This is a genomic window from Vibrio sp. ZF57, from assembly GCF_001691235.1.
Classification (GTDB): Bacteria; Pseudomonadota; Gammaproteobacteria; order Enterobacterales; family Vibrionaceae; genus Vibrio; species Vibrio crassostreae_C.
This window is the reverse complement of sequence record NZ_MAKD01000061.1, coordinates 12,720-35,207: the sequence shown is the minus strand read 5'-3', so window position 1 is coordinate 35,207 and position 22,488 is coordinate 12,720. Positions and strand designations below refer to the sequence as shown.

The window sequence follows — 22,488 nt, the reverse complement described above, 5'->3', positions numbered from 1 at the left end:
GTCAACAGAATTTTCGACACTTTTCTCGTTCTTTACCTATTTACCTTCAAATTGATAAAGCGATCTGAGCGTGTCTTTTACCCATAGAACGGTTAGTCATCGACATTGCCTGAACGGGATTCAGGAAAGGAGAAGTATTAAACTTGATGAATTGAAAACAATTAGCTCATAAACATACTTCTTTTTAACTGAATTTTGCCAATTTCTAAATCATTCAATAATGGACGAGCGTTAACTAAACGATAAATAAACTCACCGAGTGAATACTTAAATCAACCACACATATACACCAGAAATTCCTGCTTAAATTTTTTAGAAAAATTCAAAATTTATTAGAAAAATTCAAAATTTATTAGAAATTAACCCCTAACTTTACTGAGTATTTTGTTAGTCTTGGAAACAATTATTTACAATCCAAACAAAATTTAATTGGATCGCTTGAGGTTGTTTTTCTTGAATATGAAATTATTCGGCAGTTCTTTGATTCTGTCAGGAACTGCATTAGGGGCTGGCATGCTCGCTATTCCCATGGTGTTGGCCCAATTTGGCTTCATGATCAGCTCAGTGCTGATGCTACTTATCTTTATCGGCACCACATACTCTGCACTCCTCCTGGCAGAAGCATGCACTAAAACTAAAGACAACAGTGGCATGAGCAGTGTTGCTTACCTCACTCTGGGCAGCAAAGGTAAACACTTTATCAATGCACTCTTTTACCTGTTGCTAGTATGCATGTTGATCGCTTATATCTTGGGTGTCGGTGACATCATTCATAAGCTACTGCTCGACGTTGGTGTCGATGTATCAGCATCCGTTGCATATACCATTTTCAGCCTATTGATGGGTGCTATCGTCGTCTCGGGCAAGTCTTATATCGACAAACTGAATCGCGGGCTATTCATCTTGATGGTCGTGATGCTGTTTATCGTTATCGCGTCATTATTTAGCAACATTCGCCTTGATTACCTAACTCAAACCAGCCAATACACGGCCAACGACGTGGTGCAATACAGCGCAGTTATCTTTACTAGCTTTGCCTCTATGGTGGTGATCCCGTCACTGGTTATCTACAACCGTGAAGCAACTCAAAAGCAGATCCGCAATATGATTCTGCTAGGCTCAGTGATTCCATTAATTTGCTACCTAACTTGGTTATTCGCGATTATCGGCAACCTTGGCACAGACGCGATAAGCCAGTTCCACAATATCTCTGAGTTGATCTCTGCGTTCAGCGGCCAATCTGCTTGGTTGAAAGTGGTGATCGCTCTGTTCTCTGCTCTGGCCTTGGTGACTTCTTTCCTCGGCGTGTCGATGGCGCTTTACGACCAAAACAAAGATGCGGTGACCAACAACAAAGCGTTGGCTTATGCGCTAACCTTCATCTTACCTTTGGTATTAGCTGAGCTGTTCGCTAGCCAGTTTGTAAGCATGCTGGACTATGCAGGCATGGTCCTGGTGTTCCTAGCTATCTGGGGCCCACTCGCAATGGTAGTTAAGGTTCGCAGACCTGACTTCCCTCACCTACAAACCGAAGGCAGCTACACAGCAGCCGGTGGCGACACGGCATTAATGGCGACATTTGGTTTTGGTGCGTTGATTTTCGTGTCTTGGTTTATGGGGTAGATCCCCATTGAATGGACTATCTGTTGCCATTTAGAAGACAGCAGATACAAATAGCCCGTTAGTCCTGCTATTAAAAGTAGAGACTAACGGGCATTTTACTTCTTATTGGAGTGCTTGCTAGTTAGCTCTTAAACGTACTCGCAATATCTTTCAATGAAGCTGCTAACTGAGCTTGTTCTTTGGCTGTTGCAGCTATTTGCGTTGCACCTGTCGTAGATTCTGTCGACTTCTGCTCTACTGCCATGACGTTTTGAGCAATATCTTGAGTCACTACCGCTTGCTCTTCGGTAGCGGTTGCGATCTGCTCAGTCATGCTAAAGATCTCGCTCACCGATGCTGAGATACCTTGTAAGGTGTGTTCCACCTCTTTTGAATCCTCAACCGCTTTAGACGACATCTTCTGACTGTTATCAATCACATTAAACGCGGTTTGCACATCAGACTGTAACGAGCTGATGAAACCTTCAATTTCAGCTGTCGACTGCTGAGTACGCTGTGCTAACGTGCGAACTTCATCAGCCACTACCGCAAATCCACGACCTTGCTCACCCGCTCTTGCCGCTTCAATTGCCGCGTTCAATGCTAACAAGTTAGTCTGTTCAGCGACGGACTTAATCACATCAATCACACTGTTGATGTTATTACTGCTCTCGTGTAAGTGCGTGATCTTTTCCGCTAGATCATTAATTTCAGATGCCAGTTTTTCGATAGAGTGGTAAGAGTTTTGAACCGTACTCAAACCTTCTTGAGACTGCTCATCGACCAGTTTAGCGGAACTTGCTGTCTGCTGAGTTTTAGCCGCCACCTCATTTACCGTTGCTGATAACTCTTCTGTCGCCGTCGCAACCAAGCCAATTTGGTCTTGTTGTTGCACTAGCGTGTTCGAATTGTAGTGACAGGTTTGTGAGGTTTCTTCAGCGGCTGAAGCTAAGGTCAGACTCGACTGAGACAGGTTGTCGATAACGTTTGAAAACTTCTCTAGCGTTTCGTTGAGTGCCGAAGAGATCTGTCCAAGCTCGCTGTTGCCAACGAACTTAGCGCGAACTGTTAAGTCGTTGTCATTACGAACCTTAGACAACATCACTGTAAGATCTTTTACTCTCATCGTCAGGTCGCTGATCGCCTTATAGCTCACGAAGGTCGCGAACAAGGTTATCAAAGCAAACAGACCAATACTCATCATCATCGCAGACTGCGCCTCTGACATTTTTTTCTCTGTCAGTGCGATAAGCGACTCTGCTAGGCGGTTTTCTGTTTTCTTTAGCTGAACAATACGAGCGGTAGATTGCGAGAACCAGTACACAGGATCAACATCAAAACCGCTCATCTTAGATTCAGCCAAACCACGAAGCTTTTCTACTTCTGCCACCGAACGATCATTCAATTGCTGTTCAAAGAAACGAACGTTAGCTGGGTTACTCAATACCTCAAAGTTTGAGAAATAGGTATTTTGCTCAGTCACCAAAGAGATGAATTTAACCAACATGCCTGGGCCAAATTCATTTTTAGAGAAGGTATTATTTAGGACAGCACGCTCGATACCCGCTCGCTCTTTACCTTGTAAAAAGTTGTAGTAAGCGATGGTTTCAGTGGTGATGGCAGCATCAGAGCTAAGCTCAGCAATTAACGCCGATACGCTCAGCAGCTTTGCATTCAGTTTGGTGTAATAACCCAAAGCCTCAGACAGCGGAATCGATTGAGAATCGACCCGATTACGAATAGAAGTAATTTGATTTAGGCTTTGGCTTATTTCAGTGTTCAGCCGAGTGATCTGCGGTAAATCGATTTCAGCAGATTGCCAGTATTCGGTTTTCAGATTACGTCTATTATCTGCACTGGCTCTTTGTGCACGTAGTTCACTGACAAACTTAGTGCCCTGTGAGCCGATAAACCCAGCCGTCATTCCACGCTCTTTTTGTAACTCATGCACAAGTTCACTGTACACAACCGACAAACGGGTAAGTTGGTTTAATGAAGACAATTCACTGGTGGTTTCTACGCCTTTTGAAATCGCAGAAACGCTAAGCCATAGAAATCCCAAGATCGGTAAAATAAGCAAAGCGATGATTTTTTGCTTAAAAGACATATCGGTTAATTTCATTATCATTTCCCTAGCAGCTAACAAATCTTTTCAGTCATCTAACTCGCACACCCTTAATAAGATGCGCCTCAATTGTGACTATATAATTATTCAACTTGATCAATGTGCATCAATTACCTTGCTACACAGATCGCGATGCGATGAAGGTAACATTTAACCATACAAAATTCATTGATTTACCGATAAAACTGTTAGCTAAGCGACCTAACGATACCCAAAACACATGCGACAACATTTTATTGACGTAAGCGACTGAAATCTGACACACTTTAACTACCCAAAAGGGGTAGGCCTGCACCAATTATGTGCTCAGAGAAAACGATATATTCAGAACTAACTATAGATTCAACGCTCAGCAGCGATTGATTCACAACTAATCAACTCCCTATTCTGCGCTGATTAACTGTCTATTCCTCGTTAACTAAATATGTATAATGCCGAATTATCAAAGTAGAGATTCGCAATAAATATGCGACAATAACTGAGAGATATTTTATGGACTGTCCCGCTTGCGAAGAACATATCGGTTGGGAATGGGTAGAAGAAGCGGCTATTGAACCCAATGAGGAATTCGATTGTCCAGAGTGCGAAGCAACATTGATGTACACCATCGATGAAGGCACCTACTACGGCGCTCAGCACAAGACCGTAGAAGTTATTGATGATTAAGATTATTTCCTGATGATCTGGATGTTTTATTAACTCTTTGATGTTCTAATCCTGCGCAAAGCAGCTAAACACACCTTTACTAGAACGGGCGTTCAGCATAAAATATTGAACATATGTTCAGATTAATGAAGTAGATGTTATGGCCAAGACTGCGAAGTTCGATAGACAAGATGTAGTAGATAAAGCAACGAACCTGTATTGGGAAAAGGGCTTTCATGCGACTTCTATGCGTAACCTGCAAGACGTGATTGATATGCGTCCGGGCAGCATCTACGCGACTTTTGGCAGCAAAGAAGGCTTGTTTAAAGAGACATTGGCTCGCTATACCGAACTTGGCATCCTCAATCTAAACCGCTTTCGCAGTGAAACCGAATCGCCGATCAAAGCGCTCGAAAATTTCGTAAAACGTGCCGTTGTCGAATCAAAACAAAGTTCGCCAAATGGCATGTGTATGCTGGCTAAAACGGTCGCAGAGCTGACTGATGAACACGCAGAGCTATTAGCTGAAGCGAAGAAATCACTCAAGATCATGGAAGGTGAGTTCGCCAAGCTGATTGCAGAATCACAAGAACTGGGTGAGATCAGCAAAGAGCGCGAGCCGACTCAACTTGCTCGTCATGTTCAGGTTCAGATCGCAGGCCTGCGTACTTACGCCAAAACCTGTGACGATATCGATTTGCTCAACTCAATGGTTGAAGACGTATTTAAGTACCACCCTTTTTAGCGTCTGACCTTATAGATTGGGCACAATACAAAAAGACTCCACTTTCACCTTAACCGGCCTGAGCGGAGTCTTTTTAGTTTTGATCTAGTTAACTTTATAGATGATAAACTTTGCGGTTTAAGGATTACACCTTTCTCATGATCAACGCTTGCGCATTAAGCATCGCTTCCTTAGTACTGACATCTAAGGTTTTCACGTTCGCAAAGCGTTCAACTTCTTTAATCGCCACGTCGTGAGCAAAGATCACCAATCTCGCCCTTTCAATGTCTTTCTGGGTAATGCGATTGCCTATTCCGTTGGCACCCTGCGTTTCGACTTTAATCCGAACCCCAAGATGATGCGCCGCCTTTTCTAAGGATTTCGCTGCTAAGAAAGTGTGGGCAACTCCTGACGGACAAGAAGTAATCGCCAATACATCCGCTTGCCCCTCTTCCGTTACCGAGCCTCCCGTGAACTGATTAGAATTCGCTTCGCCTTCGACCACGTTCTTCTTCAGAAGAATCACGATAAGAGCCGTCGTTAGAGCACCTGCTAGTGTGCCGACGATATAGCCAATCTTGCCATCAACCACTGGCAATACAATCCAGCCGCCCCATGGTGCATGGTTCACTACATGGAACATAAAGCCGACCACGTTCCCGACAATACCACCAGCAACAACCGCAGGCAGAACGCGCGCAGGATCAGCGGCTGCAAATGGGATCGCACCTTCACTAATGCCGATCATTCCCATAATGCCCGCAGCTTTTCCGGCTTCGCGTTCGTCTCGTTTGAACTTCTTAGGTGATATAAAAGTGGCAAGAGCCATGCCTAATGGTGGCGTACAGATCGCAATACCGACGCCGCCCATCAACCATGGTTGAGTATTCACCTGAGTTTGGGCAAACAGCGTTGCGACCTTATTGATCGGGCCGCCCATATCAAAGGCCGTCATCGCACCCAAAATGCTACCCAACACCACTTTTCCTGAGCCTGCCATGCCAGTTAGCATTTGGTTCATCTCTAGCATCACTTGGGCAATAGGAGAACCAATCACCCACATCACAGCCCCACAGGTAACAAAGGTACCGACTAGTGGATAGATGAAGATTGAGCTCAGCGAGATCATGCTGTCTGGCAGCTTGATCTTCTTGAGTAGATTAACCACAAAGCCCGCGAAAAAGCCGACCACGATCGCACCAAGGAAGCCGGTGTTGTATTGATTGACCGCGACCCAAGAACCAATCATGCCCGGTGCTAAACCCGGTTTGTCGGCCATTGAATACGCAATGTAACCACCGAGCACGGCGGTAAACAGGGTTAACCCTGCGATGCCCATTTGTGCGATGTCAGCCAGAACGCCACTCTCAGGCACTGCGCCATGACCCGACATCATTACCGACAAAGACAAAAGCACACCACCCGCGACCACGAATGGAATCATGTGTGAGGTGCCGTATAACAAGTGTTCTTTAAGGCGATTAAGAGATTGTGCCCAAGGGCTGAGTGGCTCGACATACACTTCATGATGGCTAGAGGCGTAACTATCGAACGATTCTAAATTGGCTTCGAGAAATAGCTCTTGAGCTTCCTCGACCGACTCCACCGCCTTTAATTTTGTAACAAAGCCATCTTCGATAAGTCTGGTCGAAATCTGAGCTAGTACCTCGATATGGTGGTCGTCGTGGTTGTCTGGCGAAGCGAGCATGAAGAACACGTCCGACAGTTCGCCGCCGTCTGCACCATAATCGATACCAGACCTGCTGATACCTACAGCGACAGCAGGTTTAGCGACGGCAGTACTTTTCGCGTGTGGAATCGCAATACCATCGTCAAAACCTGTATTACCGATGGCTTCACGCTTCCAGATGTCGTCAAGAAATTCACGTTTATTAGAGAGCTTACCGGCACGGTCAAGCAGTTCAACAAGCTCTTCAAATACCGCCTGTTTTGAGTCTGCTTGTAAATCCAAACAGATAATCTCGGGCTCGATAATGTTGGTGATATCCATATGCTGCTCTGCCTCGCCTGATTTCAGACTGAAGTAATTACGTAAGTGATAAGGTTAATAAGATGAAAAGATTAACGGTGTGAAGGCACTCAATATATAGGACGAAAGGTGCATTAACTGGATTATTGTAACCAAGAACTCAGAGTGTGACTTTCACCTTGGAATAAAAAACGCCAATCCATAAAATCCCCAGAACCCATAAACATATCGTCCCTCCTCTATGCGAGCTTTCTATACTGAAGTTCCCATACAAGATAGCTTTTGCAAGGTAGCTTGTGAAAGGTAGCTTATGTAACGTAACAGGGACGAGATTAAGCCGAGAATAATAATGAGAATTGTAGCGGTAACTGCGTGCCCTACAGGCATTGCGCACACCTATATGGCAGCTGATGCTCTAAATAAAACAGCCCCTAAGTTCAACGTTTCAATCAAGGTTGAGACGCAAGGCGCTATGGGTATTGAAAACTTACTGACCGCCCAAGATATTACCCTCGCAGACAAAGTGTTGATCGTCTCTGATATCGACATCGAACAACCAAACCGATTTGACCCAGCTAAAACCTTATTCATTCCCATGGAAGAGGTATTGTTGAGTATCGATAAAGTCTTTATTAAGCATTGTCGAACTTAAACTTTTCATGAACGAATACCAGATCACCTTCTTCGTTAACGATCCTGCCGCGAACTCACATGTCGCGCAGCCGCTGACTCGCTTAGCGAAGAAATTCAAAAGCAACATCCGCATTATCAACATCACTCAAAATCGAACCGCTGATCTCTCCAAATCCGTTGCGATGCTGCAAGTAGGTTTACTTCGTGGTGATTTGTGCCAGATAACCGCGGTCGGTATTGATGCGGAGCTTGCCTGCTTCGTTCTCAAAGATGTAATTGCCGAGCATTACGATATGGTTGGGTCGCAAGTAAACCATGAATTCTCTAAAGATTTAATCCAACGAATGCCACAGATATGCCCACCTTGTGACATCAAATGGCACCACGCTAAGGCGCAAACTCAACTGACCAAATTTGAATGCTTGAAAGGCCTCGCTCACCTTGTTTATCCAGAAGACCCAGATGAACTAATTCTGGCATTCATTAAGCGAGAAGAACGCTCGTCTACGTGTGTGTCACCGGGTATCGCCTTGCCGCATGTGATGTTTGAATCGACTCAAGATCTCTCAATTGCCGTTATTGTCAGTGACGACCCGATTGACTGGGCATCACGTATTGGCGAAGTGCATGTTGCTATTGCTTTGGTATTGCCAACCAAGCCACAGCGAGAGCACATTGTGGCGGCGACCAACCTAACTCGAAACCTGCTTCACGATCAGGTCAATGAACGTCTGCAAAAGACTCGAAGCAGTGTCGACCTACAAGCCTTGTTGATGTACATCTCGTCACGCCTTATCTAATTCATCTCTTCTGGTCAAACTCAAAGCATCCATTAATCCCCTGTTGTGACACCTATCCAATCGTTATAAGCTCATTTTCTCATACAATAAAAAACGGCTGAGCATTAGAGCTCAGCCGTGTTATGTTTAATTACTTGTTTAACTGGTTAGCTAACTTAAGCTGTTTTTTTCGCTTGTTTCGCATCCTCAACCGAGTCGTCTACAGCTTTCACCAACAGCAAACCAACTACGAATACGATACCGCCACACAGTACGAACATCATTCTTCCCCAGAATGGGTTCGGTAGAGCAAACATCGCCATCACTGCCACACCAGACACTGCGATCAGTGAGCCCAGCATGTGACGTTGTTTGTTGTCCAGTTTCTTCTGTGCTGTTGATTCAGAAACCAATGGTGTCGCAAGGTTGTTGAAGAAGGTATCAACATCTTTCTGACGAGACGCTTCTAGTGGTTTGTAGAACAATGTCGAAAGAACAAAGAAGCCGCCAGTAAACACTAGGTGCGCAATCAGACCTACTGCAACTTTCAAGTCAGACCATTCGCGGCCTGTTAGAGGCTCTAGGTTGAACAAGTTTTGTAGCATTTCAGCGGTAATCACGAAACCAACGATGTAAGACACAATCGCACCGACCACTAGCGTACCCCAACCTGCCCAGTCCGGAGTCTTCTTAAGGAAGAAGCCACAGAATGCTGGAATGGTCATTGGGAAGCCAATAAGTGCACCCACGTACATCATGGTGTCGAACAAGCTCAAGCCTTTTAGCGAATTGATAAACAGCGCGATAAGGATGATAGCTAGACCGAAGAAGGTAGACATCAACTTAGACACAATCATCAGCTCTTTCTCTGTCGCGTTTGGACGAAGAATCGGTTGATAGAAGTTGATTACAAAGATACCAGAGTTACGGTTTAAGCCTGAGTCCATAGAAGACATAGTTGCCGCAAACATCGCTGCGATTAGAAGCCCCACCATACCCGCTGGCATGTATTGCTCTACGAAGTAAAGGTAAGCGAAGTCGCCTGCTTTAGAGCCTGCGTCTGGGTAATGTGCTGCAAGGTCAACGCCTTGTCCTGCTACAAACCAAGGTGGCATGAACCAAATGATTGGACCAATTGTCATCAGAATACACGCCAACAGCGCCGCTTTCTTCGCGTTCTTAGAGTCTTTTGCCGCTAGGTAACGGTAAGAGTTCAACATATTGTTGGTGATACTGAACTGCTTGAAGAAGATGAAGAATGCCCAGATACCGAAGATGCTTACGTAGTTCAGGTTGTTACCAGAAACAAACGATGCGCCTTCTGCTACAGGGAAATCGTTGATGATTTCAGTAACGCCGCCACCTTGCACGATAGCCACAGCAGCACATGTTACGGTTACTGCCATGATGATAACCATCTGCATGAAGTCAGACGCGATAACCGCCCATGAACCGCCCGTTACCGACATCACTAGTACAACAAGGCCGGTTAGAACGATGGTGGTTGTCATATCGAAGCCAAATATGCCCGATGCGATAATCGCCAAACCGTTCAGCCAGATACCCGCAGAAACAATACTGTTCGGCATGCCAGACCAAGTAAACACTTGCTCGTTGAAGCTACCAAAACGCATACGAATCGCGTCAATTGGCGTTACCACGCGTAGTTGACGGAATTTCGGAGCGAAGTACAGGTAGTTCATCAGGTAACCAAATGCGTTCGCTAGGAAGATAACCGCGACAGCCATACCATCGGCATACGCTTTACCCGCTGCGCCAGTGAAGGTCCAAGCACTGAACTGAGTCATAAACGCAGTTGCGCCAACCATCCACCAAAGCATGTTACCGCCCCCGCGGAAATAGTCACTGGTTGTACTGGTGAACGTTCTAAACATCCAACCTATTGCGATAAGGAAAAGGAAATAAATTCCTACGATCAGAGTATTGAGTTCCATGTATAAGTCTTCTTTATGATGAATATCTGAAGAGCATATTATCTATTGAATTTTTAATTTGTAGTATTATAAGTCAAGGTTGTGATGGGGCGTATAAACCTGAATATTTGATTTCGAGGCATGAATTACACGTTAGTAAACAAAGAACAAGCTGACGAAAAGTAAACATTTAAAATCAATAACTTAAAAACATTTCAATCAGTAATCTGGATAACAATAACAAGATTTTATCGTCTCGATAAGTGGTTTTTAATTTACTTAGCATTCATTAAATGCATCGTATTAATACATCAACTCTCACACGTTTAATTCAATAAATAGGCAACGAAAAATAATAAGCAACTCGCAAAGCGAACCCGTAATGTTATTAATTGGGGTTATTTAGTGAAACGGGATAAATAGAAATCGTGCCTAAAGATAAGGTTGGGAAATAAGGTGTAGAAATAAACGGTAGAGGAGAACACAAAGCAAATTGATCACCACACCACAGAGTCCACTGTGGTGATCTAGTCATACAAATTTCGGTCGTATAAGCTCTGGTCAGAAAAGGTCATTTGAAGGGATATTAGATTGAACCACGATATTCAGTCGGGGTTCTTCCGGTGCGGTTTTTGAATACTCGGCAGAAGTAATTCACATCCTTAAAGCCACAACGTACCGACACTTCATTGAGTTTGAAGTTGTACTTCTTAAGCATGAACTTAGCGCGGTCGACACGAACACGGGTAATGTACTCAGCCAGCGTCATGTGGCCTTGTTGGCGGAACATTCGCGACAAGTGGTTCGATGAAATGCTAAAGCGCAAAGCGATGCTGTCTCGCGTGATCTGGCGGTGGAAGTTCTCTTGGATATAGATACAGATCCCTTGATACACATCCTGTACGCGGCTGTGAGACTTCTCGACAGGCGCATCCAGCATCGTCTTGCTGTATTGAAGCAACGCTTGCAGCAATAATTCATCCATCGGCTGCTTGTTGCTCTCGCGCGCTAACGAGCTGAGCGCCTCCAAAATATTATCAATCGCAAAGCCAGAGCGAGTCTGAATACTATGCTTTTGGATATCGTAGAAGCTCTCTTCCCCTTTGCGCTTGCTCACCAAGCTTAAACCAAGCTGACGACGCCCAAACAACATACTCAGTACCGAACAATCAGTATCCCAGTTCGGCTTGTTCCAACAGTTAGGCGGGATGAAAATCGCATCCCCTGCTTTCGCAACAACATTGGTGATCTTGCGATCATGACTCTCCATTTCATTAATATACTCACCGTCGAGCACCAGCTCTAAACGCGGAAAGTTCACCTGATAACTGAATGCTGAAGGCGTGTGAAAATCTCCCGCAAACCAGATGTTATGAAACGGTTCTCGCTCGTTTAATACCGACGAGATTAGGTCATGAAATATCATTGTTTCGAACTCTTATAAGCAGCAATAAGGCTACGGGAATAGATATACTCCTTAGTGAAACATAGCGCTATTGAGCAAAATCACTATTTGAGATCTAGGTTACAAAAATCCAGTAGTGGAAATAAATCTCCAGTCTAAGGCCAGATTTAGAACACTGTTATCATGATAGAAAAATCAATCTAAGCCCTTATCAATAAAAGCGTTATAACCTCATAAAAGCTGTCAACACTCCCCCAAACAGGCACTCCTAACCGATCAAAATCACACTCCATTTATAAGGCAACAATCATCCAGTAAATGCATTTTTTCTTCACTACAGAAGGCAAGCCGTAGATTCCAGAATACCCCTAACAAAATAAAAACAGAGTAGGGGTTCATTATGATCACGACATTGATCAACCAAAATTTGATTAAGCTTTCGCTTAGCGCTAATTCAAAAGAAGACGTATTTAAAGAGCTGATAGACGTGCTTTACGCACAAGGCAGAATCTCAGACAAAGTACAGTTTCTTGCCGACATTAAGGCTCGTGAAGAACAAGGTAATACCGGGTTTGAAGAAGGTATTGCTCTGCCACACGCGAAAAGCAGCGCGGTGGTCAAACCCGCGGTTGTTATCGGTGTCCATCAACAGGGTATCGAGTACGGCGCAGATGACGGCCAGCCATCAAAACTGTTCTTCATGATTGCCTCTCCTGATGGCGGCGATAATCACCACATCGAAGTACTGGCAGAGCTTTCTTCAAAATTGATTGAAGAAGGTTTCATTGAAAACTTCATGAATGCTCAATCTGAACAAGCGGCATTAGAGCTACTACTTACCAAACCTGAACCTGCTGAGACAGAAACCAATGTTGAGAAGCAAGGCTTCATCATTGGTGTGACAGGCTGCCCAGCTGGCGTCGCACACACATATTTAGCAGCCGAAGCACTAGAAAAAGGCGCGGCGGCTCTTGGCTACGACATCAAGGTCGAAACCAACGGTTCTATTGGCGTTAAGAACAGCCCAACTCGAGAAGAGATCGAACGCGCAGATGCGATTGTGGTGGCTTGTGACAAACAGGTCGACATGGCTCGCTTTGCCGGAAAATGCGTTATCAAAACCAACGTAAAAGCGCCAATCAAAGACGCGCAAGGCTTGATTAAGCAAGCACTCAACGCGCCAAGCTACCAAGCAGAACAAGCACCGACCAACCAATCTGTTGCAGAGAAAGCCTCGCAAGCACGTTCAGACGTTTACCGTTACTTGATGAATGGCGTATCTCACATGATCCCATTCGTGGTGACGGGCGGTCTTTTGATTGCCCTAGCACTAGCCATTGGCGGTGAGCCGAGTGAATCTGGCATGGCAATTCCTGCTGGCAGCATGTGGAACCAAATCCTAGAGGTGGGTGTGGTGGCCTTCACCCTGATGATCCCAATCTTGGCTGGCTACATTGCTTACGCGATTGCTGACCGCCCTGCCCTAACCCCTGGCTTAATTGGCGGCTGGATTGCCAACAACGGTTCTTTCTATGGCGCTGACGCAGGTACTGGCTTCATTGGCGCAATCATCGCGGGTTTATTAGTGGGTTACTTCGTTAAATGGATTACTTCGTTTAACTACCACAAATTCGTTCAACCGCTTGTGCCTATCATGATCGCTCCGATCACTGGCTCTTTGTTCATCGCAGGTTTGTTCATTTTTGTTATTGGCGCACCTATCGCTGGGCTGATGGATGCTCTTACTGCACTGCTAACTAGCATGAGTACAGGCAACGTGGTTCTGCTTGGTATTGTCCTTGGTGGCATGGCCGGCTTTGATATGGGCGGCCCGTTCAACAAGGTGGCGTTCCTATTCTCAGTCGGCATGATTGCCAGCGGTCAAACTCAGTTCATGGGTGCAATGGCATGTGCAATTCCTGTCGCTCCACTGGGTATGGCTATCGCAACCAGAATCGGCCGTAAGTTCGACTTATTTGAATCTTCTGAAATTGAAGCAGGCAAAGCAGCAGGCGCGATGGGCTTAGTGGGTATCTCTGAAGGTGCCATTCCTTTCGCGGCTCAAGATCCAATGTCGGTTATCCCTGCCAACGTGCTTGGCTCAATGACTGCTGCGGTAATGGCGTTCTCATTTGGCATCACCAACAGCGTTGCTCACGGTGGTCCAGTGGTCGCTCTACTTGGCGCAATGAACTACCCACTGCTAGCACTCGTGTGCATGGCATCTGGTGCGGGCGTAACTGCGGTTACTTGTATCGCGCTTAAAAATCTACGCAAAGCCAAGCTAGCAACAGCAGCGGCTTAAGCCATTTCAACTCCAATGGCTTGAGTCCCTCTACTCTCGTATTTTAGTAAATCGAGTAGAGCTCAAGCCATGTTTCCCTTCATGGTGATTTCGATGTCTGATTTTTCTTTAGCGAACGACTCGTTCGTACAACGCTTTTTCTACCCTATGACCAACGTAATTCAAAACTACGCATGGGGTAGCCCTTCTTCGTTTAGCCAACTGTTTGGTATTGATAACCAATCAGGTGAGCCACAAGCGGAGATCTGGATGGGCGCTCACCCTAATGGTTGTTCGATAGTCACTGACAATGGTCATCAAACCACGTTGTCGAACTTGATTTCTAAGAACCTAAACCTGTTTCTGAGCGAGAAAGTCGCGAGCCGTTTTGGTGAACTTCCGTATCTGTTTAAGGTGTTAGCGGCGGAGAAAGCGCTCTCTGTTCAAGTTCACCCGAACAAGCAGCAAGCCGAATCTGGCTATGCTCTAGAAGAGCAGCAAGGCATTCCGATGACAGCGGGCAACCGTAACTACAAGGATCCCAACCACAAGCCAGAACTGGTGTATGCCCTAACCGACTACACCGCGATGAATGGTTTCAGATCGATCAACGAGATCCTTGAGCATTTCCATTACCTCGATGTTCCAGAGCTAAACTCTATGGTCAATGACCTAGCGGGCGATCAAACGCCTAATGGGTTAGCCAGCTTCTTCGCGAGCTTATTGTCTTTACAAGGAGAACAAAAAGGCATGGCGCTGACCATGTTGTTGATGAAGGCGAAACTTTCAGATGCCCCTGTGTTCCAGTTGATTTCAGAGTTGGAACAACAGTATCCGGGGGATGTCGGCCTGTTTGCTCCGCTGCTATTGAACGTTATCACGCTAAAGCCGGGGCAAGCCATGTATCTGGATGCCGAGACGCCCCACGCTTACATCAAAGGCACGGGCTTAGAGATCATGGCGAACTCAGACAATGTATTGCGCGCTGGGTTAACGCCTAAATACATGGACGTGAATGAACTGGTTTCTTGTACTCGATTTAAGGAAAAGCCTGCGGATAGGTTACTGCTCAGCCCGATAGAGCAAGGTGATGTGATGGAATACCAAATTCCAGTCGAGGATTTTAAGTTCTCTATCGTGCAAAACTCACATCAGCGACGGATCACTACCGAAGGTGCCGAGATCCTACTACCTCTCGACGAATCTATGGTGCTTACTCACCAGTGCGGCGAAACCTGCGTGATAGAGAAAGGCCAATCGGTATTCATTCCTGCTTATGCTGAGAGCTACAAACTGGACTGCGTTGGCCGAGTAGCGCGTGCTTACAGCTAGCTCCCTTAGAACTCAGTACAAAGTCTTACTGCCCTGCTCATGCGGGGCATTTTTGTTGCTGATGAGGCCGCTCGGCGTGTCAAAAACATAATCAAAAACACCATCAAATATGACCCATCTCACACTGGATGAATGATGCAAATCACACTTAATTTTGCTTGGTACAAATGTACAGTGAAGGGCTTTTATTTGCTATTTCGCGAATGCCGTTAATCCATTAATTTTAATTCAAGAACTTCAATAGTGAATGAGTTAATAAATGGTCACACAGCTAACTAACGTCAACTTAATTAATAACAACCTTCAAGCGAATAATAAAAAAGAACTGTTTGAAGAATTGGCAAGCATGTTATTTGAAAACAACCGAATCAGTAATAAAGAAGCCTTCTTGGCAGACATTGAAATTCGTGAATCTCAAAGCATTACCTCAATGGACGGCATCGCTTACCCACACTCAAAAAGCAAGGCGGTAACTGAGCCAGCAATCGCTGTCGGTGTTAAGCGTAAAGGTATTGATTATGGCGATGAAGACGACATCAATCCAACCGTATTTTTTATGATTGCCTCACCCGACAACGGTGCTGACCATCATATTTATGTACTACAAGAACTATTTGGAAAATTCAGTGATGAATTTATTCAAGATATCCATAACGCAAAAGATGAACAACAGATCCTTAATATTTTAATTAATTCATAAGGCGTAGAAAATTATGAGCACCCTAACAACTCAAGCTACGAATACCAGTAGTAATTCAAATAAACAAAATAAAAACAGTAGTAGCGACTTTAAAAAAATCCTTAGTACCATGAAAGGCCACCTGCTTTTCGGAACCTCACACATGCTACCTTTCATCGTAGCCGGTGGTGTTCTGTTGGCGTTAGCGGTAATGGCATCAGGCAAAGGTGCTGTACCAGCAGACGGCTTGCTAGCAGACATCTCTAATATCGGTATCAAAGGCCTTGTTCTTTTCCCAATCATTCTTGGCGGCTTTATTGGTTACTCCATTGCAGACAAACCAGCACTTGCTCCTGCGATGATCTCTTCTGGCATCATGGCTGACATGGGTGGTGGCTTCCTTGGTTGTATCGTGGCAGGCTTTATCGCCGGTGGCGTGGTGTTCCAACTTAAGAAGATCCCGCTTTCTGCAAACATGACGGCGCTAGGTGCTTACTTCATCTACCCGCTTTTAGGTACGTTAATCTCTGCAGGTATCGTACTGTGGGGCATCGGCGAGCCAATCAAACTGTTCATGTCTTCAATGAACGAGTTCCTAGCTTCAATGGCTGGCGCATCTAAGATGGTTCTAGGCACAATCCTTGGCGGTATGACGGCGTTTGATATGGGCGGCCCTATCAACAAAGTAGCGACCCTATTTGCTCAAACTCAAGTAGACACCCAACCTTGGCTAATGGGCGGCGTAGGCATCGCGATTTGTACACCACCTCTAGGCATGGCTCTGGCGACTTTCCTTTTCAAAAACAAGTTCTCTAAACAAGAGCAAGAAGCAGGTAAAGCAGCAGCAATCATGGGTTCTATCGGTATCTCTGAAGGTGCTATCCCATTCGCAGCGAATGACCCAATGCGCGTGCTTCCTTCAATCGTAGCCGGTGGTATCGTTGGTTGTGTGTTTGGCTTCATGACAGACGTTCTACTGCACGCACCGTGGGGCGGTCTAATCACTGCGCCAGTATCAAGTAACATTCCAATGTACGTCGTCGGTATTGCACTTGGCTCGCTAACCACAGCCGTTATCGTAGGCTTCTGGAAACCTGTAGCGGTAGAAACAGAAGAAGACATGGTTGAAGCGCCAGTACAAGCTCAAGCAGCGCCTGTAGCAGGCGAAGGCGAGTACGACATCGTAGCAGTTACATGTTGCCCTTCTGGTGTTGCACACACCTTCATGGCAGCGAAAGCACTAGAGAAAGCAGGCTTAGCCGCAGGCCTTAACATTAAGGTAGAAACTCAAGGTCAAAACGGTATTCAAAACCGCATCACCGACCTAGATGTAGCGAACGCAAGACTGGTTATCTTGGCTCACGATATTCAAGTGAAAGACGCTCACCGCTTTGCTAACGCGAACGTGATTGAGTGTTCAACCAAGGAAGCAATGAAGAAAGCCGCGACTATGGTGGCTATTTAAAACCTGAAACAAGTTAAAAGATAAAATTACTACCCCCTAGTAACTAAAATCCCCATTCGTCTAGTCAACGAATGGGGATTTCTTTTTACAAAACAACTCGTAGGATCAACAGAATCAGCTCTTAGGATCGAGCGTCTCTTCGGTTTCTAAATCGAACAGGTGACATTGGCTGGTGTTGAAATGCAGCACCGTTTCTTCACCACTGTTTGCCGTGCGATCCGCATCAAAAGGCACGCGAGCCACCAGCTTATCTGCACCGAGTTTAAAGTAGAGATACAGCTCATTACCCATCGACTCAACCACATCAAGCCTGTGCGTTTGAGTATTCACTTCCGCCAGCGGCGCATCGTGATTAGCCAGTTGAATGTGCTCTGGACGAACACCAAACCATACCCACTCACCCATCTTTTCACGAGCGATAATCTGCTTGTCTTGTGGCAGTGTCCAACGAGTCCCACTTTCAGAGACCACGTTCATCACGCCATCAATCTCATCCAATCTCACCTTGAGAAGATTCATCGCTGGCGAACCAATAAAGCCTGCGACAAACTTGTTTGCTGGGTACTGATAAAGGTTCATTGGCGTATCGACTTGCATAATCTCACCTTGATTCAACACACAGATGCGATCGCCAAGGGTCATGGCTTCCACCTGATCGTGTGTCACATAGATCATGGTGGCGTTCTGCCCTTCTTGCTTCAGGTTATTGTGCAGCTGTGCAATGCTGACACGAGTCGAAACACGCAGCTTGGCATCCAAGTTAGACAAGGGCTCGTCAAACAAAAACACATCTGGCTTACGCACCATCGCACGGCCAAGCGCCACACGCTGCCTTTGACCACCCGACATTTCACCCGGCTTATTATTTAGCAGGTGTTCGATATCGAGAGTCTTGGCTGCATCTTCAATTCGCTCATTGATTTCATGCTTTGACAGCTTCTGTTGCTTCAGGCCAAAAGCCATGTTTTCGTACACCGACATGTGCGGATAAAGCGCGTAGTTCTGAAACACCATCGAGATACCACGATCTTTAGGTGGCAATTCGTTTACACGCTTATCGCCAATGTAGACATCGCCTTCTGAGATATCTTCAAGGCCTGCGATCATGCGAAGTGTCGTAGATTTTGCGCAGCCAGACGGCCCAACAAACACCATGAACTCACCTTCGCGAATATTCAGATCGACACCGTGCACAGCCTTAAAACCATTTGGGTAGGTTTTTTCTACCCCTCTCAGTGTGACTTCAGCCATAACCTGTCCTTAAATCAATTCGTTAAATACTATCTTTGCAATCTGTCGTGGACGTTTTAGCCACGTTCTTGCAGTTGGTTGAGCTCAAAATGGGCGACTGATGCGATAACCAGATCCGCCACTGGCTCTAACTCGCTGTGTTGTGCAGTCCCCGTCAGAACACCGACATTGCTTGCGCCTGCATTGCGGCCAAATTCCATATCCGAAACCGTGTCACCAAACATGATCACCTCATGAGGCTCAATACCGCATTGTTCACAGAAGGCATTGAGCAGTGCTGGCGCTGGTTTAGGTTCGATATCACCATCTGAGTAACCGACATAATCAAACATCTCGCTCAAACCCGATTGCTCTAGTGTGTAGATGGTTGAGTCTTTGGTGTCTGCGGTCGCGATGCCTAAAATCATGCCTTGCTGCTTAAACAGGCCAAGCTTTTCAGCCACACCTGGTAGTGCTTCAATCCAGCTTGGGTTCTCTTCCACTTCGTCATTGAAAGCGGCTTTGGTCACCTTAGTGAACTCAGCGAGCGAGACATTAGGTTGCAGCATGTTGAACCACGCTGTTGCGGTATCTTCCACTGGGTTTGAGGCTAATAGTCCATAGTTATCAACCACATCACCTTCCACGCCGATAGCCAAGAGTAACTCAGCAGGTGTGACAGTTTGATTACCCTGATGCTGGTCACTGTAAGATTTCACACGCTCACAAGCACCACGAGAAACGTTGAGCCACATCTTGTGGAACTCTATCAATGTGCCGTCTTTATCAAATAACATCGCCTTAAACTTCATCACGGCTCATTCGCTCCATTAGTTCTCCCCAAGTACGCACTAGGGGTTGGTTAAATTCTGGTTGTTTGCCGTCGAATACGGCATTGATGCAGCCTTCAAACTCACGTTCGTCACATGCAGATTGAGTGCTGTTGATTAATGCAGAAGAAAGTTCTCCACGACGGATATCCACTCGGCACCAACGGTAGCCTTCATCAATATGGATACTTTGCAGCTCATCATTCAGAGCGATTCGTTCAACAATCTCGCCATCCACCACGCACTCAGCGTAGTAAAGGTTTTCTGAATCAGTGACAGCGATACGATAAGTGAGAGCCTGCCCTTGAGAGTCGTTGCCCGGCAGCAAATCACCTAAGTTGATGTCAAACTTCAGGCCACAGCGGCGCTCTAGGTAAACCTGCCCATTACGCAAACCAGACAAGATGCCTTCGCCGCTCAAACCATGGCTGTAAACGAAAGTTGATGGGTCACCGTAGATAGAAGGTTCATCCGATTTTGGATTGCGTTCATGGGGTTCAAGGTGTGAATCACTGCCGCCAATCGCCGTAATGCGTTGGCCACAATTCCACATTTCATTGAGAACCAATAACGCCTCTTCGGTCGCTTTTGGCGAGGTCGACCACGTTGGGTCACAACACACTTCAAACGTAGACACTTGGCTAAGATCCACTTGATCGTAATGCCAATGCCACGGCTTCATCATCGGGTGATTAATGCCAAGGGAACTGTGTCCACTTTTAGCTAAGTTCAATCCTGCTTCCATCGTCGCTTGGCTGCTGTGCTCAACGTCTCTAAGGTCTAAAGACTTAACCGGGCCATGCACATTAAAATGCCCGAGATCGGTCGTGACTTCTAACGCTGGTAAAAACAAACATTGGTTTGATACAGGCAGCTTAGGCTGGCAGATGTTGTGCTCGGTGAAGAAGAAGAAATCGAGCACTTGTGATTCAACAATATCTTTGGCCGCGGCCAAGGTATTGTGACCATCAGAAAGCTGAGTGTGAGCGTGTAAATCGCCGCGATACCAACGAGAATCAGAACTCAGCATATGGCTGTAATCAAACTCGATATCGTGATCACTTGTCACCGTTGGAGTCAGTTCTAACTCAGCATCGCTATTAACTGACTCATCAGAGCAAAGTACATCGACTTGATACTGCATCGCACGCTCGGTGCGAAACTCACCTTCAAGATTGTAAAGTTCTAAGAACCACTCACCTGATGGAATCGCACCATCAATCGCACCTAAACCAGAGTTTTTCGGTTGGATAGAGAGTGACTTGTGCGCCTTTTCAAATAGCACTTTGCCACGAAATGCTTGGTTGGCATCATACGCCGATGCGTACAAGAATCCTTTTTTCACCGTTGTGCCGGTAATAATTACGCTGTGAGAACCTGTTGGCACATCAAAGGGGATACGTACTCTGCCAAACGGCAGCTCACCTTGAAATTGGGTCATTGTCTTCACCAAATTCGTCCTAATTGAAGGACTGGGTCAAAAAGAGGCCCACCCGAGTAGATGGGCCTTTATGCATGCAAAGATAGTGTTAATCCACTTTGCAGATTAAGAACGATTCGCTCGGTCTAGTGCACGTTGCGCTTTCTTAGCCGCTTGTTTTAGCGCTTTGTCAGCAGGCACGTTTTGGATTTGAATCTGGTCTGCAGCCACCTTCAGCGCATCCATAATCTTACCGTTGGTAGGGTCAAGGAAATCTTTGGTCGCCGTGTTTGCTTGCTTCAACGGAATCAGAGCTTGTGGGTTGTCTTTAGTGAACGCTTGGTACTCTGGTACTTCAGAAACGCTGTTGCGCACAGGGATGTAACCTGTGAACATTGACCAAGCTGCGGTGTTTTTCGCGTTGGTGTAGAACTCAACAAACTCAAATGCACCTTTCGCCGCTGCGTCATCTGTGCCTTTTGGCATAACGTAAACCAGCGCACCCGCTTGTGGTGCTGAAGGGTTTGAGCCCCAACCTGGTTGTGTGGTTGCCGAAAGTTTAGTGAAGTCCAAGTCACCTTGGTCACCCGATGAACCGGTATAACCAAGTGCGTTATCTTTCATCACGTCATCAATGGTTTTGTACCAGTATTCCCAACCTTGACCGCCGTAATGAATACGCATGATTTGATCATCGTGGATCCACTTACGGAAGCTGTCCCACACCTCAACCCATTCAGCCGAGTCGATTAACACGGTTTTGCCATCATCACTGATGATCTTCGCGCCGTTAGAGAAAGCCGCGTCAATCATGTTGTCTTGGCCCCACATCGGCTCCCAGCCGTAAAAGGTCACGTTGCCTTTGTCGTCACGTTGGGTAACTTTCTCAGCCACCTTAGCCACGCCTTGCCATGTGTTTAGGTCTTGCTCAGTAAAACCGTTGTCTGCCAACACCTGCTTGTTGTAGTAAAACACTTGAGTTGTGCCGTAAGCAGGTAGGCCGATGATGGTGCCATCGTCTGCCGTCACTTGATCTTTAAACGCGCCAATGAAATCAGAGAAGTTGAACTCTTCATCCATAAACGGCGTTAGGTCACGGCTCAGACCACGCCCGTGCATCGCTTCCGCACGACCTGAATCTAATAGCACAAGTTCAGGTGCCGTTTTCGACGCTAAACCAGCTTGCAGCTTCTGGTAGGTTTCCGTGTAGTTACCTTGCAATGCAGGCTTCACCACATACTCATCTTGGCTCGCGTTGAACTCTTCGATGAGCTTAGTCATCATTTGCTGTGGCTTAGTACCACCGGAATACCAAAAGTTAACTTCGGTTGCCGCAAGAACACTGCTAGAGAACATAGACGCGCTTGCTGCGCCAGCACACACTAGTGCGAGAGTTTTTAGTTTCATTTCC

General features: G+C 46.0%; 17 protein-coding genes. 9 read left to right on the top strand and 8 right to left on the bottom strand.

Features of this window, described 5'->3' with window-relative positions:
- Window positions 1-459: 459 nt before the first annotated feature.
- Window positions 460-1,623, top strand: a complete 1,164-nt coding sequence (locus A6D97_RS06945) for an aromatic amino acid transport family protein (protein ID WP_017061663.1) — start codon at window positions 460-462, stop codon at window positions 1,621-1,623.
- A gap of 121 nt (window positions 1,624-1,744) precedes the next feature.
- Here the strand turns inward: A6D97_RS06945 and A6D97_RS06940 are convergent, their stop codons facing one another.
- On the bottom strand, window positions 1,745-3,724 hold the full coding sequence (locus A6D97_RS06940) for a methyl-accepting chemotaxis protein (protein WP_017064939.1): 1,980 nt from the start codon (window positions 3,722-3,724) through the stop codon (window positions 1,745-1,747).
- A gap of 495 nt (window positions 3,725-4,219) precedes the next feature.
- On the opposite strand from A6D97_RS06940, the gene A6D97_RS21985 reads away from it, so the two are divergent.
- Entirely contained in the window at window positions 4,220-4,393 is a 174-nt protein-coding gene (locus A6D97_RS21985; protein WP_017061661.1) for a hypothetical protein, read from the top strand.
- A gap of 139 nt (window positions 4,394-4,532) precedes the next feature.
- Window positions 4,533-5,117: a TetR/AcrR family transcriptional regulator gene (locus A6D97_RS06935; RefSeq protein WP_017076914.1), complete on the top strand. Its 585-nt coding sequence runs from the start codon at window positions 4,533-4,535 to the stop codon at window positions 5,115-5,117.
- A gap of 124 nt (window positions 5,118-5,241) precedes the next feature.
- Here the strand turns inward: A6D97_RS06935 and A6D97_RS06930 are convergent, their stop codons facing one another.
- On the bottom strand, window positions 5,242-7,107 hold the full coding sequence (locus A6D97_RS06930; RefSeq protein ID WP_017090437.1) for a fructose-specific PTS transporter subunit EIIC: 1,866 nt from the start codon (window positions 7,105-7,107) through the stop codon (window positions 5,242-5,244).
- Window positions 7,108-7,435: 328 nt separating this feature from the next.
- Here A6D97_RS06930 and A6D97_RS06925 point away from each other — a divergent pair, with 328 nt between their 5' ends.
- Together A6D97_RS06925 and A6D97_RS06920 are read left to right on the top strand one after the other, a co-directional pair.
- The gene (locus tag A6D97_RS06925; protein WP_017064942.1) at window positions 7,436-7,738 is read left to right on the top strand and encodes a fructose PTS transporter subunit IIB; all 303 of its coding nucleotides are present in this window, start codon (window positions 7,436-7,438) and stop codon (window positions 7,736-7,738) included.
- A gap of 7 nt (window positions 7,739-7,745) precedes the next feature.
- Window positions 7,746-8,519: a PTS sugar transporter subunit IIA gene (locus A6D97_RS06920; RefSeq protein WP_017070486.1), complete on the top strand. Its 774-nt coding sequence runs from the start codon at window positions 7,746-7,748 to the stop codon at window positions 8,517-8,519.
- Between the two features lie 155 nt (window positions 8,520-8,674).
- Here the strand turns inward: A6D97_RS06920 and A6D97_RS06915 are convergent, their stop codons facing one another.
- Both A6D97_RS06915 and A6D97_RS06910 read right to left on the bottom strand, forming a co-directional pair.
- Window positions 8,675-10,453 (bottom strand): transporter, encoded by a 1,779-nt coding sequence (locus A6D97_RS06915; RefSeq protein ID WP_029236500.1) that lies wholly within the window; start codon window positions 10,451-10,453, stop codon window positions 8,675-8,677.
- A 565-nt stretch (window positions 10,454-11,018) separates the two neighbouring features.
- Window positions 11,019-11,858: an AraC family transcriptional regulator gene (locus tag A6D97_RS06910; RefSeq protein ID WP_065584084.1), complete on the bottom strand. Its 840-nt coding sequence runs from the start codon at window positions 11,856-11,858 to the stop codon at window positions 11,019-11,021.
- 379 nt (window positions 11,859-12,237) lie between these two features.
- Between A6D97_RS06910 and A6D97_RS06905 the strand changes: the two genes are divergently transcribed.
- The 4 genes from A6D97_RS06905 (at window position 12,238) to A6D97_RS06890 (ending at window position 17,597) form a co-directional block, all read left to right on the top strand.
- A complete protein-coding gene (locus A6D97_RS06905; RefSeq protein WP_065584083.1) occupies window positions 12,238-14,142 on the top strand; it encodes a fructose-specific PTS transporter subunit EIIC in 1,905 nt (634 codons plus the stop codon).
- A gap of 93 nt (window positions 14,143-14,235) precedes the next feature.
- Window positions 14,236-15,453, top strand: a complete 1,218-nt coding sequence (manA, locus tag A6D97_RS06900) for a mannose-6-phosphate isomerase, class I (RefSeq protein ID WP_065584082.1) — start codon at window positions 14,236-14,238, stop codon at window positions 15,451-15,453.
- A gap of 259 nt (window positions 15,454-15,712) precedes the next feature.
- Window positions 15,713-16,153 (top strand): PTS sugar transporter subunit IIA, encoded by a 441-nt coding sequence (locus A6D97_RS06895; RefSeq protein WP_065584081.1) that lies wholly within the window; start codon window positions 15,713-15,715, stop codon window positions 16,151-16,153.
- A 13-nt stretch (window positions 16,154-16,166) separates the two neighbouring features.
- On the top strand, window positions 16,167-17,597 hold the full coding sequence (locus A6D97_RS06890; protein WP_065584080.1) for a fructose-specific PTS transporter subunit EIIC: 1,431 nt from the start codon (window positions 16,167-16,169) through the stop codon (window positions 17,595-17,597).
- 114 nt (window positions 17,598-17,711) lie between these two features.
- Here the strand turns inward: A6D97_RS06890 and ugpC are convergent, their stop codons facing one another.
- The 4 genes from ugpC to A6D97_RS06870 all read right to left on the bottom strand — a co-directional run bounded on the left by ugpC (window position 17,712) and on the right by A6D97_RS06870 (window position 22,484).
- The gene (gene ugpC, locus A6D97_RS06885) at window positions 17,712-18,848 is read right to left on the bottom strand and encodes a sn-glycerol-3-phosphate ABC transporter ATP-binding protein UgpC (protein ID WP_065584079.1); all 1,137 of its coding nucleotides are present in this window, start codon (window positions 18,846-18,848) and stop codon (window positions 17,712-17,714) included.
- A 56-nt stretch (window positions 18,849-18,904) separates the two neighbouring features.
- Window positions 18,905-19,639, bottom strand: coding sequence for an HAD family hydrolase (locus tag A6D97_RS06880; RefSeq protein WP_017064949.1), 735 nt, complete (start codon window positions 19,637-19,639; stop codon window positions 18,905-18,907).
- Window positions 19,629-21,098, bottom strand: coding sequence for a CehA/McbA family metallohydrolase (locus tag A6D97_RS06875; RefSeq protein WP_065584078.1), 1,470 nt, complete (start codon window positions 21,096-21,098; stop codon window positions 19,629-19,631). The genes A6D97_RS06880 and A6D97_RS06875 overlap by 11 nt, the downstream gene beginning before the upstream one ends.
- Before the next feature lie 105 nt (window positions 21,099-21,203).
- A complete protein-coding gene (locus A6D97_RS06870) occupies window positions 21,204-22,484 on the bottom strand; it encodes an extracellular solute-binding protein (protein ID WP_065584077.1) in 1,281 nt (426 codons plus the stop codon).
- Window positions 22,485-22,488 lie beyond the last annotated feature (4 nt).